15 protein-coding genes are annotated in these 14,147 nt (G+C 71.5%); 10 read left to right on the forward strand and 5 right to left on the reverse strand.

Translation table 11 applies throughout. The features are described from left to right. Positions 1–114 precede the first annotated feature (114 nt). From ssd to ACLJWH_RS37855, 4 genes are all read left to right on the forward strand, one after another. Complete coding sequence (ssd, locus tag ACLJWH_RS37840; protein WP_411146343.1) at positions 115–1,290, forward strand: septum site-determining protein Ssd; 1,176 nt, start codon at positions 115–117, stop codon at positions 1,288–1,290. Next, positions 1,287–2,435: a TadA family conjugal transfer-associated ATPase gene (locus tag ACLJWH_RS37845; RefSeq protein ID WP_411146344.1), complete on the forward strand. Its 1,149-nt coding sequence runs from the start codon at positions 1,287–1,289 to the stop codon at positions 2,433–2,435. Before ssd ends, ACLJWH_RS37845 begins: the two co-directional genes overlap by 4 nt. A 66-nt stretch (positions 2,436–2,501) precedes the next feature. Next, positions 2,502–3,437 (forward strand): type II secretion system F family protein, encoded by a 936-nt coding sequence (locus ACLJWH_RS37850; RefSeq protein WP_411146379.1) that lies wholly within the window; start codon positions 2,502–2,504, stop codon positions 3,435–3,437. Positions 3,438–3,571: 134 nt separating this feature from the next. Then, positions 3,572–4,441, forward strand: coding sequence for a type II secretion system F family protein (locus ACLJWH_RS37855; protein ID WP_411146345.1), 870 nt, complete (start codon positions 3,572–3,574; stop codon positions 4,439–4,441). Between the two features lie 395 nt (positions 4,442–4,836). Here the strand turns inward: ACLJWH_RS37855 and ACLJWH_RS37860 are convergent, their stop codons facing one another. From ACLJWH_RS37860 to ACLJWH_RS37875, 4 genes are all read right to left on the reverse strand, one after another. Then, on the reverse strand, positions 4,837–5,373 hold the full coding sequence (locus tag ACLJWH_RS37860) for an SAV_6107 family HEPN domain-containing protein (RefSeq protein WP_411146346.1): 537 nt from the start codon (positions 5,371–5,373) through the stop codon (positions 4,837–4,839). 181 nt (positions 5,374–5,554) lie between these two features. Next, entirely contained in the window at positions 5,555–5,959 is a 405-nt protein-coding gene (locus tag ACLJWH_RS37865) for a hypothetical protein (protein WP_411146347.1), read from the reverse strand. A gap of 321 nt (positions 5,960–6,280) precedes the next feature. Further along, the gene (locus ACLJWH_RS37870; protein WP_411146348.1) at positions 6,281–6,511 is read right to left on the reverse strand and encodes a DUF397 domain-containing protein; all 231 of its coding nucleotides are present in this window, start codon (positions 6,509–6,511) and stop codon (positions 6,281–6,283) included. Then, positions 6,512–7,390 (reverse strand): helix-turn-helix domain-containing protein, encoded by an 879-nt coding sequence (locus ACLJWH_RS37875; RefSeq protein WP_411146349.1) that lies wholly within the window; start codon positions 7,388–7,390, stop codon positions 6,512–6,514. Positions 7,391–7,652: 262 nt separating this feature from the next. Here ACLJWH_RS37875 and ACLJWH_RS37880 point away from each other — a divergent pair, with 262 nt between their 5' ends. The 6 genes from ACLJWH_RS37880 (at position 7,653) to ACLJWH_RS37905 (ending at position 13,104) form a co-directional block, all read left to right on the forward strand. After that, positions 7,653–8,138, forward strand: coding sequence for an ATP-binding protein (locus ACLJWH_RS37880; RefSeq protein WP_411146350.1), 486 nt, complete (start codon positions 7,653–7,655; stop codon positions 8,136–8,138). A 233-nt stretch (positions 8,139–8,371) separates the two neighbouring features. Then, entirely contained in the window at positions 8,372–9,688 is a 1,317-nt protein-coding gene (locus tag ACLJWH_RS37885) for a UDP-N-acetylglucosamine 1-carboxyvinyltransferase (RefSeq protein ID WP_411146351.1), read from the forward strand. After that, the gene (locus ACLJWH_RS37890; RefSeq protein WP_411146352.1) at positions 9,685–10,917 is read left to right on the forward strand and encodes a metallophosphoesterase; all 1,233 of its coding nucleotides are present in this window, start codon (positions 9,685–9,687) and stop codon (positions 10,915–10,917) included. Before ACLJWH_RS37885 ends, ACLJWH_RS37890 begins: the two co-directional genes overlap by 4 nt. Beyond that, positions 10,914–11,453, forward strand: coding sequence for a dCTP deaminase (gene dcd, locus ACLJWH_RS37895; RefSeq protein ID WP_411146353.1), 540 nt, complete (start codon positions 10,914–10,916; stop codon positions 11,451–11,453). The genes ACLJWH_RS37890 and dcd overlap by 4 nt, the downstream gene beginning before the upstream one ends. Then, the gene (locus ACLJWH_RS37900) at positions 11,450–11,986 is read left to right on the forward strand and encodes a dCTP deaminase domain-containing protein (protein WP_411146354.1); all 537 of its coding nucleotides are present in this window, start codon (positions 11,450–11,452) and stop codon (positions 11,984–11,986) included. The genes dcd and ACLJWH_RS37900 overlap by 4 nt, the downstream gene beginning before the upstream one ends. Next, positions 11,983–13,104: a glycosyltransferase family 4 protein gene (locus tag ACLJWH_RS37905; protein ID WP_411146355.1), complete on the forward strand. Its 1,122-nt coding sequence runs from the start codon at positions 11,983–11,985 to the stop codon at positions 13,102–13,104. The genes ACLJWH_RS37900 and ACLJWH_RS37905 overlap by 4 nt, the downstream gene beginning before the upstream one ends. Positions 13,105–13,152: 48 nt before the next feature. On the opposite strand, the gene ACLJWH_RS37910 is transcribed toward ACLJWH_RS37905, so the two are convergent. Beyond that, entirely contained in the window at positions 13,153–14,079 is a 927-nt protein-coding gene (locus tag ACLJWH_RS37910) for a DUF4231 domain-containing protein (protein WP_411146356.1), read from the reverse strand. Positions 14,080–14,147: the final 68 nt, after the last annotated feature.

A 14,147-nucleotide genomic window follows, 5' to 3' on the forward strand; every position in this document is an offset into this window, starting at 1 on the left:
GGCTGAGTTGTCCACAGATTTGGACCAAGATCCACGGGATTTTCCGGATCGCTGCACCGTAAAAGTCCGCGAGTTCGCGGATGTGCGAGTTGTGTAGCGATAGGGGGACGGAACGTGGCCGGAACCACAACATCGGATTGGCCGGATCGGAACGGCGAAGAGCGGGGCGGACCGCTCATCGTCACCGAGGACGAGCGACTTCTCGACGATCTTCTGCGGCTCTGCGCGGCGGCCGGTGCGCTGCCGGAAGTGGCGCACGGATTGCCCGCCGCCAAAGGGGACTGGGAGGCGGCGCCCCTGGTGATCGTCGGCGATGACTGCGCGGCCCGGATGCGCGGCGCCGAGCGCCGGGCGGGCGTCGTCCTCGTCGGCCGGGACGCGGACGACCCGGCAGTGTGGCGGCTGGCCGTCGGCATCGGGGCGGAGCAGGTGCTGACGCTGCCCGACGGCGAGCGCTGGCTGGTGGACCGCATCGCCGACGCAGCCGAGGGCGTCGGCGAACCGGCGCTCACGGTCGGCGTCATCGGCGGCCGGGGCGGCGCCGGAGCGAGCACCCTCGCCTGCGCGCTGGCCGTCACGGCGGCCCGCGCGGGGCGGCGCACCGTGCTCGTGGACGGCGATCCGCTCGGTGGCGGCCTCGACGTCCTGATGGGCGGCGAACGGGAGAAGGGACTGCGCTGGCCCGCCTTCTCCGCCTCGCGCGGCCGGGTGGCCTGCGGCGCCCTGGAGGAGTCGCTGCCGCGGCTGCACTCCTTGCGGGTGCTCAGCTGGGACCGGGGCGCCGAGGTCGCCATCCCGCCACCGGCCATGCGGGCGGTCCTGGCCGCGGCGCGGCGGCGCGGCGGTGTCGTGGTGGTGGACCTGCCGCGCCGGGCCGACGAAGCGGTGGCGGAGGCGCTGGCGCAGGTGGACGTCGGACTGCTGGTGGTCCCCGCGGAACTCCGGGCGGTCGCGGCGGCGCGGCGGGTGGCGTCCGGCGTCCAGATGGTGCTGCGCGACCTGCGGGTAGTGACGCGCGACGGCCCAGGGGCACACGCAGCTCTGGCGGCGGACGAGATCGCTCGTCTCCTGAAGCTTCCGCTGGCCGGCGAACTCCCCTGGGAGTACGGCCTGTTGGACGATCCGGCGCGCGGCGTGCCGCCGGGGGCGGATGTGCGCGGCCCGTTGGCCCGGTTTTCGGCGGCGTTCTGGGAGCGGGCGCTGGGCGGCGGCCACGGGGCGGTCAGTGGTGGCGGCGCGGCGCGGGGTGGAGTGCCCTCGGGCGGAGCGTCTTCGGAGGGTCCGGTATGAGTGGGGCGCTGCTGGAGCTGGTGCGGCGGCGGCTGGCCGAGACGGGGGCGGAGCCGACGCCGGCCCGGGTGGCGGTGGCGCTGCGCGCGGAGGGGAAACTCCTGGGCGACGCCGAGGTGCTGGGCGTGGTGGCCGCGTTGCGGTCCGAGATGGTGGGCAGCGGACCGCTGGAACCGCTGCTGGCCGCACCGGATGTGACGGATGTGCTGGTCACCGCACCGGACGAGGTATGGGTGGACCGGGGCGGCGGGCTGGAGCGTACGGCGGTGCGCTTCCGGGACGCGGCGGCGGTGCGCAGGCTGGCCCAGCGGCTGGCGGCAGTGGCCGGGCGCAGGCTGGACGACGCCCGCCCGTGGGTGGACGCCCGGCTGCCGGACGGTACCCGGCTGCATGCCGTGCTGCCTCCGGTGGCGGTCGGCGGGACCTGCCTGTCGCTGCGGGTGCTGCGGCCCCGCGCCTTTGGCCTCGGGGAACTGGTGGCGGCGGGCACGGTCCCCCCGGGTGGCGACCGGTTGCTCCGGGCGGTGCTGGCGGCCCGGCTGTCGTTCCTGGTCAGCGGGGGTACGGGTTCGGGAAAGACGACACTGCTCAGCACGTTGCTGGGGCTGGTGGGCCCGGCCGAGCGGATCGTGCTGGCCGAGGACTCGGCGGAGCTGCGGCCGGACCACTCCCATGTGGTGCGGCTGGAGACGCGCCCCGCCAACCAGGAGGGCGCCGGACTGGTGACGCTACGGGACCTCGTACGGCAGGCGCTGCGGATGCGGCCGGACCGGCTGGTGGTCGGCGAGGTGCGCGGCGCCGAGGTCACAGACCTCCTGGCGGCTCTCAACACGGGCCATGAGGGCGGCTGCGGCACCGTGCACGCCAATGCCGCCTGCGATGTCCCCGCGCGCCTGGAGGCGCTCGGCTCCACCGCGGGACTCGACCGCGCGGCGCTGCACAGCCAGCTCGCGGCCGCGCTCTCGCTGGTGATCCATCTCGTACGAGACCGGGACGGCCGCCGCCGGATCGCCCAGATCCACGTCCTGGAGCGGGACCACGCCGGGTTCGTGGTGACGGTCCCGGCCGCGCGGTGGGCTCCGGACGGATTCCGGGAGGCGCCCGGCTGGGGGCGGTTGATGCGCCTCTGCGAGCGGGGCGGGTGAGCCGGGGGCGGCGGGTGTGCGGGTGACTGCGGGGACGAGTGGGACGAGTGGGAGGGCGGGGTGGCGATGTGGGTTTCGGGGTGGGCGGTGCTCTGCGCCGGGGCTGCGGGCTGGTGGGGCGTGGGCGGGCGGGAAGGGCCGGGGCGGCGGGTGCGGGCGGTGTTCGCCGGAGCCGCGGGCCTGGACGAGGACGGGGGTACGGCGGCGCGATGGTGTGCGCGGGTGCGGAGGTGGATCGAGGCGCGGGCGGTGGGGGAGGGCCCGGGGCGGCGCTGGCGCCTCGGGCGGTGGGGGACGGTCGGGCGGGAGGCGTGGTGCCTGCCGGTGGGGGTCGGGGCCGGGGTGCTGGGCGGATCGGTGCTGCCGGTGCTCGCTTCGGTGGCGGCCGGGTGTGTCGTCCGCCGGTGGCTGACCCGCCGCACGGCGGAGCGGGAGCGGGACCGGCGGTCCGCGGCGGTGATCGGGCTGTGCGCGGCGGTGGCGGGCGAACTGCGGGCCGGGCGGCAGCCGGCCCAGGCGCTGCTCGCGGCGGGCGCACCGGACCTCGGAGCGGCGGGCTCCGCGGTACTGGCGGCGGCGCGGTACGGCGGCGATGTGCCCGGGACGCTGCGTACGGCGGCGCGACTGCCTGGGGCGGAGGGGCTGACGGGCGTGGCCGCGTGCTGGCAGGTCGCGGCGGAGGGCGGGGCCGGACTGGCCGCCGGACTGGAACGGATCGCGGCCGGCCTCGCCGCCCGGCGCGGCCAACGCGAGGAGCTACGGGCCCAGTTGGCGGGTCCGCGGGCCACCGCGCTGATGCTCGCGCTGCTGCCCGTGTGCGGCCTTCTGATGGGCAGCGCGCTCGGCGCCGATCCGCTGCGGGTGCTGCTGCACACCCCGGCCGGCTGGGGCTGCCTGGTGATCGGCGGGTTGCTGGAGTGGGGCGGGGTGGCCTGGACCGCACGGATCGTCGCCGACGCGGCGCCACCGGCGCCCCGAGGCCCTGGCATACGGAACCAGTAGCAGGAGGCAGGCGTAGGCGGAACGCAGGAGCAGGAGCAGGAGCAGGAGCGAGGGACGACGGAGAGGGCGGGAGGCGAGATGCGATGTACATGAGTCCGGAGGGCGCGAGTCCGGAAGCTGTCCACAGGCTGGGGGTGGCGGTAGCGGCTGCGCTGGTCATGCTCTGCGCGACGGCACTGGTGCACGAGGTGCGCCGTGGGCGGGCCGTCCGGCAGCGGGCGCTGAACGTGCTCGGCGGCGGGCGGGATGGGCGCGCCGTGGGTGACCGTTCCCGGTCGCGCCGGAGCGCGGCCGCCGGGTGGCGGAGCCGTGGGCGCGGGGCCCTGTACGCGGCCGGGGGCGGAGCTAAGGACGGCGGCCGGCAGGGCGGTGATCCGCGGACCGGTGACCGGCGGAGCACTGGGCTCGCGGAGTGGTGGGGGCCGTTGGGGGTGGTCGCCTTCGTGGCCGTTCTCGTGGGCGGGGCGGGCGGCATCGTGGCGGGACTCGCCGCGGGGTACGGCGCGTACCGCTGGCTGAGGCGGCAACGCGCCGTTGCGGCCAGGCAGTTGGCGCAGGACAGGGTCCGTGCGGAACTGGCACCGGCCGGGGACCTGCTGGCCGCCTGCCTGGCGGCGGGGGCCGGGCCGCAGGAGTCCGCCGAGGCGGTGGGGCGGTCGCTGGACGGCCCGGTCGGCGAGCGGCTGCGCCACGTGGCGGCGGAGCTGCGCCTGGGTGGCGAACCAGCCGCCGTTTGGCCGCGGCTGGCCGCTCTGCCGGGAGCCGAAGGGCTGGCGCGCTGCATGGAGCGCGCCGGGATATCCGGGGTGCCGGCCGTCGAGTCGGTCTCACGGATCGCCGCGGAGCTGCGTACGGAGTGGGGCAGGGCGGCGGCCGCGCGGGCCCGGCGGGCGGGGGTGCTGGTCACCCTGCCGCTGTCGGCGTGCTTCCTGCCCGCGTTCCTGACGCTCGGGGTCGCGCCGGTGCTGATCGGTCTGGCGGGCGGACTGCTGGGACGTAACTGATCTGCCGGAGAGGCGAGTTCGAGCGAAGGCGAGCGAGTCCGGGCGGCGCGAACCAAGTGCGATTGAGTGCGATCGAGTTCAAGCGAAACCAGGCGAAATCAAGCGAGTTCAAGCGAAATCAAGGGGGACGGCGATGTTTCGACGGTGGGGTGCGCGGCTGCGTGCGGCGGGGGTGGACCGGGGGATGACCACCAAGCGTGTCGCGGCACTTGCTGTGTCCCACGCAGGTCGTGTCGCTTTACGCGGGGGCCGAGCCTCGGGGCTGTGTCGCGTTTCGGTGAACCATCGTGTCCCTTTTTCGATGTTCCGATGTGACGGAGGTCATGTCGTGCGGTGGGCCAGAATCTGACTATACGTGGCTCGATCTGCCGCCGAGGCGGGCTCGGCGGCATCGCTCAGCTTGTCCGGCGCATGGTGGTGGCACTGCCTCCGTCAGCTGTCCGCGTGGGGGGCCTCGCGACTTCGTCGAGTGCCGCCACTTTGCGCACGAACTCCGTGGAGAAGCGGCGCAGGTCTGCGAGCTCGTGTACGTCGACGGCCCCGACAATGCCGGCCTCGGCGCGGATCATCTTCACCGTGGTGTTCTGAAAGTACTTGGCGTACTCGGCGAACTCGGGAGCGAGCTCCGGCAGCAGGTCCCATGTGCCCCGTACGCGTGCCCGGCGTCCGAGACGGTGTTCCGGCCGCTGCCTCGCCGTCACCACGGCAGCTGCTGCTTGCAGTGCCGCGCGGTGGGTCAGCACGTACTGCTGGAGAGTGTTCTCCAGGCCGTGCGCGGCCTCCAGGGTGCGCTGGGCCTGGGTGATTATGTCCGCAGCCGATGGCGGGTCGGAAGGGTCCCGCTGAGGCGTGTTCGCCTTGGAGCGCGGGTGCTTGGGACTTGCCGTCCGGGCATGCGCCGTGGCGGGTCGGCTGGAGCCCTTCGGTGACATTCGCATTTCATCGCCGCGGGAGATGTCGTCGCTGACCGGTGCGAACGCCAGCGCATGCCGCAGCCAGGAGCGGAAAGGGCGGGGGACCGATCCGGACGAGCGCGCGGGAGCGGACGGTTCTCCTGCCGAGAACGGCGGCGCTGTGTGGGCGAGGTTCTCGAGTACCTGGGCAGTGAACGAGTCAGAGCGCACCGACCTGTCCTCCTCGTTGATCCGGGCCGGAACCGGCCTGCTGTGCTCCCGCTCCCTGCCCTGGGTCCACCTGCGGCGCCGGGGCGGGAGACGCTTCTATAGCTTGATGGGCCAGGCCCTGCTTAGCCAGCTGCTGCAGGATTTTAGGCGCCGCGATTCCCACGGTCACGGCTGCGAGTGCGCCGGCAACCTGCTGGGAGGCGGCGAACGCGGCCGTGAGTCCAGTGCCTACGCCGAGCCTGATCACCAGCGCCGCCAAGTAGGGAGCGAACGTCGGCTGCCCCTTCTTCTTCCACGGCCAGCCGTCGGTGGTGTGGATGGCCGTGTACAGGTCCAGTCCCTCGATCAGGGCTGCACCCAAGAGGCCCCACAGGCACGCCTCCACCACCGGCATCCGGACCCTCACTCCCTTTGCGTTTACGTTTTTGGGCTTCGCCGCCGCGATGCCCGGCTGATGACCACTCAGGATGACAGGACACGGACCGCTGTCGACAGGACGCGGCGTGGAACTGTCCGAGAAACGACGCTGATGCGCCGCGATTCACCTCGCCTCGTGGCGAAGGCCTCTGGCAGTGGGTTCCAGCCTGAGACGCGGGCTTCACCTGCCTGGTTGCCCAGGTCTGCGAAGATGACGAAGGCGGCCCGACCCCACTAACGCTGGGGTCGGGCCGCCGCCTTTCGCCTGCGGGCGTCTCACCTCACGGCCACTGTCGGCTCAGGCCAGGTGGTCGAACGCGCCTGCCTTCGCACCGGCCAGCATCGCCGCGATCTCGCCCCGCGTGTAGACGAGCGGGGTCTGCTCGGGCCGCTTGGAGTCGCGCACGGCGATCAGGTCGCCGACCACGCCGAACTCCACGCAGTTGTCGTTGCCCCCGCTGAACGGGCTCTTCTCCCAGGTGACGGCGGAGAAGTCCAGCGCGGCGGGGTCGGGCTTGGTGTTGCTCACTTACAGCTCCTTGAGCATCTTCTTGATACGGCTGCGGGTCTCGGGCGGGCCGAGGGCCGTGGCCCGCAGGTGGTCAAAGACCTCGGTGTAGCGCCCCACATCCTCCGATCCCTCGAAGTACACCGAGTTCGTCAGATTCTCCACCCAGACGACGTCCGGGTTGGGCTCGGGGAAACCCATGAGCATGAACGACCCGTACAGGCCGGGGTGGAATCCGGTGTCGAACGGTAGGAGCTGCAGCGTGATGTTCGTGCGGGGCTCGATGTCCAACAGCTGCTCTAGCTGTTCCCTGAGGACGTCCGGCTTCGACTCGATCCGGCGGAAGGCGGCCTCGTCGATGACCGCCCACAGCTTCGGCGGCGGGGCGTCCTCTCGGGCGAGGATGGCCTGGCGGTTCACCCGGACGTCCACCAGGGCCTGGACCTGCTTGGCATCCAGGTCGACGCGCATGGCGGTGATGACCTGGCGGGCGTATTCGGGTGTCTGCAGCAGTCCGGGGATCAGCTGCGGTTCGTAGGAGCGCAGGGCCGTCGCGCTCTGCTCGAGTTCGAGATAGCCGCCGTACTGGGTGGTGTTGATGACAGCGGAGTACTTGCGCCACCACTTCTTGCGCTGGGCCTGATCGGCGCGGACCAGGTCCAAGATGTCTTCCCGGACGGCCGGCTCGGTGACGCCGTAGCAGTCGAGCATCGCCTTCACCAGGACGGGGGTGGTGCCGCGGTCGCCGTTCATGATGCGGCTGAGCGAGCCCTGGTCGACCTCGATGACCGCTCCGACCTCGGCGAGCGTCATGCCGGACTGGTCGTGCAACACCTTGAGCTGAGCGGACAGTTGGCGGCGGTACACGGACTTGGGGGCAGGATTCCTCTTCCAGGCCATGCCGACAGTGTGGCCCTTGCCTCGGGCATGGACAACCAATCTGAGGAATGTCGTTTGGGCATGTTGCCCAATCCGGTTGCAGCGGGGCATGCTGACTAACGATCGCGGGGCGTGATGACTCCATCGCGCTTCGTGTCATATGCCTTTGCCTTGCGCCGACTCCCGGGGCTTTTTGCCCCCTCGGGGGCCGACGTGCCGACCCTCAGCGCGAGCCCGGCCGACTTCGGCCGGCTGCCCGCTCTGTCGACTGGGGAGCACGCACATGCACGATGCCCAGGCCCGTCCGGGACCGACTGCCGTCTCGCCGCAGGCTTCCTGCGGCTTCTACCTGGTGCACCGCGACGCCGGGTTCGTCTTGCACATGAGTGCCAGCCCGGAGCATCTGCACGAGATGCGGCAGGTGGTGTTCAAGGCGGTCACCGGATCGGGGATAGGCGAGGCGATCGCGGAGTCGGCCCGGCTGGTGGCCAGCGAACTCGTCGGCAACGCCGTGCGGTTGTGCGGTCCGTGGGCGCCGGTGGTCGTCCAGGTCTTTCCGCAGGAGGACCACGTACGGGTGCAGGTGCACGACCCGGAGCCCTCAGCTTTTCCCGAGCGGCGCGATCAAGCTACGGACAATGCGGACGCCGAGGCCGGGCGGGGGCTGTGGATCCTCGACGCGCTGGCGCCGGGCTGGACGGTCGAACCGAGCCCGGTCGGCAAGCAGATCACCTGCACCCTGCCCGCATCGGACCTCGTGAGCGTCTGAACTCCGTCTTCCGGCCCGCGCGGCGACCACCCCCTTCCTCGGACCGCCCGCTGGGCCGGTGCCGCACAAAGCGCCCGGCGCCCCGGTGCGTGTGCGGCGGGCACCGCCCCTTTTCCGCTCTCCCCGCGGGTGGTGCCGTTCGCGGTCCGGCCGCTGCCGCACACAGTGCCGACGGCCGGACCGCCCCCTGGCATCGCCTTCAGCCCCAACTACATGTGACCTGGAGGTTTTTCATGGAGCTTGCTCCCACACGTGCAGCCGGCGTCGACGCCGTCACCGTCCGGCCGGGCCGCCCGCTTGCCGGAACGGTGCAGGCGGACGGCTCGAAGAACGCGGCCCTGCCGCTGCTGGCCGCCGCCGCGTCCCTTGGCCGCGCAGTACATCTGTCCGGTGTCCCTGCCAGCGCCGATGTCCAGAGGATGCTCGGCCTGCTGGAGCAGTGCGGCTACCGAGTCGCTCACCCGGTCGCCGAGCCGGGGGCCGTGATCGTGATGCGCAAGGACGGCCCTGTCGAGGTGCCCGAGTTGGTGGACGCCGCCCGGATCAGGGCCTCCTACTACCTCGTGGCACCGCTGCTGGCGGCCTGCGGACAGGCGGTGCTGCCCTGGCCGGGCGGCTGCGAGATCGGGGACCGCGGCATGGACCTGCACTTCAAGGTGTACGAAGCCTTCGGCGACACCGTCCTGCTCGACGATGCCGGATACCGCGTTCTGGCCGCCACCCAGGCCCGCGACAGGGTCGTTCTGGCGCTGCCGTTCCGCTCACGCGGAGCGAGCGTCGCCGCCGTCTGCCGGGCAGTGGTCTCCGGTAGCCGCCTTGAGCTAAGCAATCCGAACCTAGCCCCGGAGACCACCGGCGTGCTGGGCGCGTTACGCGCCGCCGGGTGGCGGGCCCACGCCAGCGAGGAGAAGATCACTCTGGACCCGCCGCCGGGCATCCCGGCCGGCACCGTCGCCTGGACGGTCCCCGGCGACAAGATCGAGGCGGGCACGCTGGCCTGCGCGATCGCGGCCACTGGCGGCGAGGGCCGCATCGAGGGCATCAGCGGAGCGGATCTCAAGGCACTTGCGGGCCTGCTGGACTGGGTCGGCGTCCCCGTCACCCTCGCTCCCGACGCGATCACCGTTCACCGGGCCCGCCCGGTCGGCGCACGGCCGCTGAGGGCGATCGCCTCGCTCGCCCCGGACGGCCTGGACGCCGACTTCGAACCGGCCTTGATGACACTGGCCCTCACGCTGCCCGGCATCCATCTGTTCTCCGACGGCATCAACCCCGGCCGCCACGGCAACCTGATTCCCCAGCTCACCCGCCTCGGCGCCCTGATCGACGAGCTCTCGCCCACCCAGTGCCGCCTGACCGGTCCCCAGCGGTTGAGCGGGACCGCCGTCAAGGCCACCGACATCCGCACCGGCTCGGCACTGCTGATCGCCGCCCTGAACGCCCGCGGAGCCACCACCATCACCGGCCTCGACCAGCTCCGGCGCGGACACGCCGACCTGCCCGCCAAACTCCGCACGCTCGGCGCCGACATCGCCGAGGTGCCGCGGTGACCAGGACTTTCACCCAGATCGTGGCCACAACCGACGTCCACTCCGCCCTCGACCGGGCCGACGGGCTCCTCGCTCACCTGCACGAACTGCGGGCGACCTCGCTGATCGCCGACTGCGGCGACTTCTTCGAGGGCAGCGGCTACTACCTGCTGGACAAGGGAGCCCGCGAGCGCGAGATCCTCACGACGCTGTACGACGTCCTCGCCCCCGGCAACCACGGCTGGCCCCACTACTTCGAGCCCGGCCTGCACGAGATGACCGTGTGCGCCAACGCTGCCGACGACAGCACCGGCCGACCGCTGTTCGACCGCCTCCGCATCGTCGACGTGCACGGCCGCCGCGTCGCCGTCACCGCCGTCATCGGCGTGAACGCGTTTCACACCATCCCCGCCGACCAGCGGGCCGGGCACCGCGTCACCGATCCCGTGACCGCCTTGCGCGGGCTGATGCTGGAACACCACCACCGTGTTGACTCCTGGATGGTGCTGTCCCACTCCGGCTTCGAGACGGATCTCCACCTCGCCAGCGCCTGCCCGTTCGTCGACGTCATCTTCGCCGGCCACTGCCACAGCGACACCTACGGGCCGGTGAGCGTCGGCGACACCCTCGTGGTCAAGGGCAGCGAGCTCGCTGTCGGATACGCCGCAGCCGAACCCGTCGGCTCCGGCTGGGCCGCCCGCACCGCCACCTTCCCCGCCGCCGACACGGTGCCGGACGAACTCGCCGCCCTAAAGGAGAAGATCGCCTTCACCGGCCGGACGCTCGCCGCCCCCCTGGGTACCGTGAATGAGCCCTACCGGGATACCGAGCTGGACCGCCACCGTCTCCTGCAGGACATCGCCGGCCGGCTGCACACCGGGCTCGGCGCCCAGGCGGTCATCCTCAACGACACCGCCTTGCGGCCCACCCGTCTCACCGGCGTCCTCACGCTCGGGGACCTGCTGGCCATCGAGCCGTTCGGCAACCAGCTCGTCCACGCCTTCCTCCCCGACGCGTACATGGCCGGCACGGACGGACTGCTCACGCACCTGGCCGGGCAGGTCGGGCCGCTGGCCATCGCACCGCGGCCCCTGCCGGAGGGACTCCGGTCCGTGCTGACCACCGACTACCTCGCCGACACCTACCTCGGCGGACGCACCCACCAGGCCGGACTCCGGCTCGGCGAGACCGTCCGCCGCATCCTCGCCACCCCGCTGCCCGAGCCCGAGAAAGAGGAGAGTGCCCGATGATCCTCACCGGACCCGAGATCACCGCTGCCGCCCGCGACGGACGCTTGACGATCAGCCCCTTCGAGCCGGACCAGGTCAACCCCAACAGCTACAACGTCCGCTTGGGCCCCACCCTGCTGACCTACACCGCCGAAGTCATCGACGCCCACCAGCCCAACCCCACAACCGCCGTCGAGATCGGCCGCGACGGGTACGTGCTCAAGCCCGGCGAGCTCTACCTCGGCCACACCGTCGAACAGGTCGGCTCGAACACCTTCGTGCCGCTGCTGTTCGGCCGCTCGTCCGTCGGCCGGCTCGGCCTGTTCGTCGAGATCACCGCCCCCATCGGCGACATCGGCTTTCACGGCCAGTGGACGCTGATGCTCTCCCCGGTGAGGCCCCTGCGGGTGTACGCGGGGATGAAGATCGGGCAGATCATGTTCTTCGTCTCCAGCGGAGACATCGACCTCTACCGCGGCAAATACCAGGCCGCCCAGGGACCACAGCCCTCCCGCTACTGGCGGGATGCCGCCCGCGTCCGGGCGGTGGCCTCGTGATCCTCACCGGCCCCGCGATCGCCGCCGCCGTCCACACCGGCGAGATCACCATCGACCCCTACGACCCCGCCGGCATCTCCCCGAACGCCTACGACTGGCGGCTCGGCGCCACCCTCCGCGTCTGCGACGGCGACCTGGACGCCGCCGCCCCCACCGCGTTCACCGAACAGACGATCCCCGACTACGGCCTCATCCTCGTTCCCGGCCAGCTCTACCTCGGCGTCACCCACGAGCGGACCGGCTCGGAGACGTTCGCGCAGATGCTCAACGGGGACCGCACCATCGGCTCCCTGGGCATCTGGGTCCACGTCTCCGCCCCGCTCGGCCACCAGGGCCACGCGATCCGCTGGACCCTGGAGATCCGCGTGGCCAGGCCCGTGCGGGTCTACCCGGGCATGACCTTCGGCAAGCTCGTCTTCATCGCCGCCCACGGCCACCCGGACAGCTACCAGCACCAGGCGGCGAAGTACGCGGCCACGGACGGCATCGACATCTCCCGCCTCTACGAGGAGATCGACGGAGACAGCCGATGACGCCCCTCACGAACCCCCGTCCAGGACCACTGGCCGCCACCTTCCTGGACCTTCCGGCCGGCAGTCCCGGCGGCAGCGTCGAACTCTTCCTCGACCTCTACACCGGCCAGAGACCGCTCATCCCCGCCAAAGCATTCATGCTCGCCCCCGCCGGAGTCCGTCCCCGCCTCCCGGCCGGACTCGAACTGCTGCCAGTCACCGGAAAGTGCCTGGAAGGCCCGGCCTTCGGCCGGTACGTCACTGCCCTGCGCAAGTCGCTGACCGCCGTACTCGACCCCGCCCGGATCAGCGTCCTGCACCTGCAACACCTCGCCTTCGGCGCCACCCCCGCCCTGATGAGGGCCCTGCCCGCGCACCCGCGCATCGCCCTGGTCCACGGCACCGACCTCCTGTTCGCCGAAGCCCACCGCGACCAGCTCCAGACCCTGCGCGAAACGGCCCGCGCCGCCGACGCCATCGTCGTGCCCACCGGCGCGATGGCCGACCACCTGACCCGCCTCGCCCCGCAGACCGACCGCCGGAAGATCACCCAGATCCCCTGGGGCATCCCGGACCGGCTGCTGACCAGCCCACCGGCCCGTCCGCCCCGCACCTCCATGAGCCACCTGCGGCTGCTGTACGCGGGACGCCTCACCGCGGAGAAGGGCGCCGAAGCCCTGGTCAAAAGCCTCGCCCGGGTCCAGGGCGTCGAACTGAGCATCGCCGCCCCCAGAGCCCAGTTCCAAGCGCTGGCCCCGCTGCTGAAACGCGCCGGGCTGCGGGCCCGCTACCTGGGCTGGCTCCGCCGTCCCCAGCTGTGGCAGGCGTTCACCGAGCACGACGCGCTCGTCATGCCGTCCACCACTCTGGAGGCCATGGGCCTGGTCGCGCTGGAAGCCCAAGCGTGCGGCCTCCCGGTCCTCTACCAGCCGGTGCCGGGCCTGAGCGAGGCCGTGGCCGCCTCCGGCATGGCCACCGACTTCACCCACTCCGCCGCCCTCGTCCGCGACCTGGACCGGCTGCGGACCGCCCCCGGCCTGCTGACAGCCCTGCGGCAGGCCGGATACGCCAATGCCGCCCGCTACCCCCTCTCAGCGACTGCCCAGGCTCTGGCCGACCTCGGCCGCCAACTCACCTGAGAATGCCTCTCATACCCAGCCCGCCCTGGGCTCTGCCAAGGCTGGCAATCAGCCGGACGGGTCACGGGTTTCCGGCGGTTGATCAAGTTGTTGTTCTCGGCGCCTCTGTTCCACCCGGAGGCTTTCGACCCTGGCAGTGAGGAGAGCGAGGTTGGCCGCAGGGTCGGCGCTGTCGTAGGGCGGCAGAGCGAGGTGGAAAGCGTTGGCGTGCTCTTCGATCGAGTCCGCCGTTTGCTGGAGGTTGAAGCTGCGTTCGCGGAACTTGTAGTACCCGGTGATGCCAGCGCAGATGGCGACCAGCATGGTCAGGCCGATGATGATCGATTTGAGTGGCTGGGTAGTGTCACTGAAGGACTGCGTCCCAGCGTTAACGATCGAACCGATGATGATCAGGAGCTGGAAGAAGTTGTGCCGCCGACGGTAGCGGTGGCTCTCTTTGCGGAGCTGGTCCATTTCCTCGGGTATGGACTCGCTGTAGGCGAACTGCCTGTTGCGGATGGGGATGTCTAGCGGGGTCGCGTCGATGAGCCGGCTCTCGATTGCGATTTCGAGATCCAGCTCCAGCTCCTCGCGAGTCAGCCGATCCCCAGAGGTCCCAGGCCGTGGGCCTTCATGTCTGACTGTTTCGATCCATGAGGACCCAACGAACCCAACAGCACATACGACGCCCAGGAGAACGAGAACCGTGTTGAAGGGGGCCATGTCGAAACGCTGCCACGTCAGCGCTGTAGGGACGGCGACGCCGAGCACGCAGAGCACGACACCAGCACCGAAGCCGTACATCAGGCGCTGCCGGAGGTTCACTACGCGGATGTGCTGACGCAGCTGCAGGACCCGTTCGTTGTGTGCACGCAGGCGTGCGACAGGACCGAGCGACGGCGGGACGGACACCCATTCCCCCTTCTTGTCTGCTCGCCCCGGTCTCGCCTTGGGCTTCATCTTCAGCTCGGCGAGCCTGCGGCAGATCGTCTTCATCCGTGTACCCGCACGATAGGGCCGCGGCCTTGTGCAACGGGGCGAGTCGCGTCAGATGGCGTGATCAC

It is taken from the genome of Streptomyces sp. x-80 (assembly GCF_046549095.1).
Taxonomy (GTDB): domain Bacteria; phylum Actinomycetota; class Actinomycetes; order Streptomycetales; family Streptomycetaceae; genus Streptomyces; species Streptomyces celluloflavus.

Excerpts from the sequence above, each read along its gene's own strand:
- ACLJWH_RS37860 (WP_411146346.1), bottom strand. The coding sequence starts at position 5,373 with ATGTCACCGAAGGGCTCCAGCCGACCCGCCACGGCGCATGCCCGGACG.
- ACLJWH_RS37865 (WP_411146347.1), bottom strand. The coding sequence starts at position 5,959 with ATGCCGGTGGTGGAGGCGTGCCTGTGGGGCCTCTTGGGTGCAGCCCTG.
- ACLJWH_RS37850 (WP_411146379.1), top strand. The coding sequence starts at position 2,502 with ATGTGGGTTTCGGGGTGGGCGGTGCTCTGCGCCGGGGCTGCGGGCTGG.
- dcd (WP_411146353.1), top strand. The coding sequence starts at position 10,914 with ATGATCCTCACCGGACCCGAGATCACCGCTGCCGCCCGCGACGGACGC.
- ACLJWH_RS37885 (WP_411146351.1), top strand. The coding sequence starts at position 8,372 with ATGGAGCTTGCTCCCACACGTGCAGCCGGCGTCGACGCCGTCACCGTC.
- ACLJWH_RS37910 (WP_411146356.1), bottom strand. The coding sequence starts at position 14,079 with ATGAAGACGATCTGCCGCAGGCTCGCCGAGCTGAAGATGAAGCCCAAG.
- ACLJWH_RS37905 (WP_411146355.1), top strand. The coding sequence starts at position 11,983 with ATGACGCCCCTCACGAACCCCCGTCCAGGACCACTGGCCGCCACCTTC.
- ACLJWH_RS37845 (WP_411146344.1), top strand. The coding sequence starts at position 1,287 with ATGAGTGGGGCGCTGCTGGAGCTGGTGCGGCGGCGGCTGGCCGAGACG.
- ACLJWH_RS37880 (WP_411146350.1), top strand. The coding sequence starts at position 7,653 with ATGCACGATGCCCAGGCCCGTCCGGGACCGACTGCCGTCTCGCCGCAG.
- ACLJWH_RS37875 (WP_411146349.1), bottom strand. The coding sequence starts at position 7,390 with ATGGCCTGGAAGAGGAATCCTGCCCCCAAGTCCGTGTACCGCCGCCAA.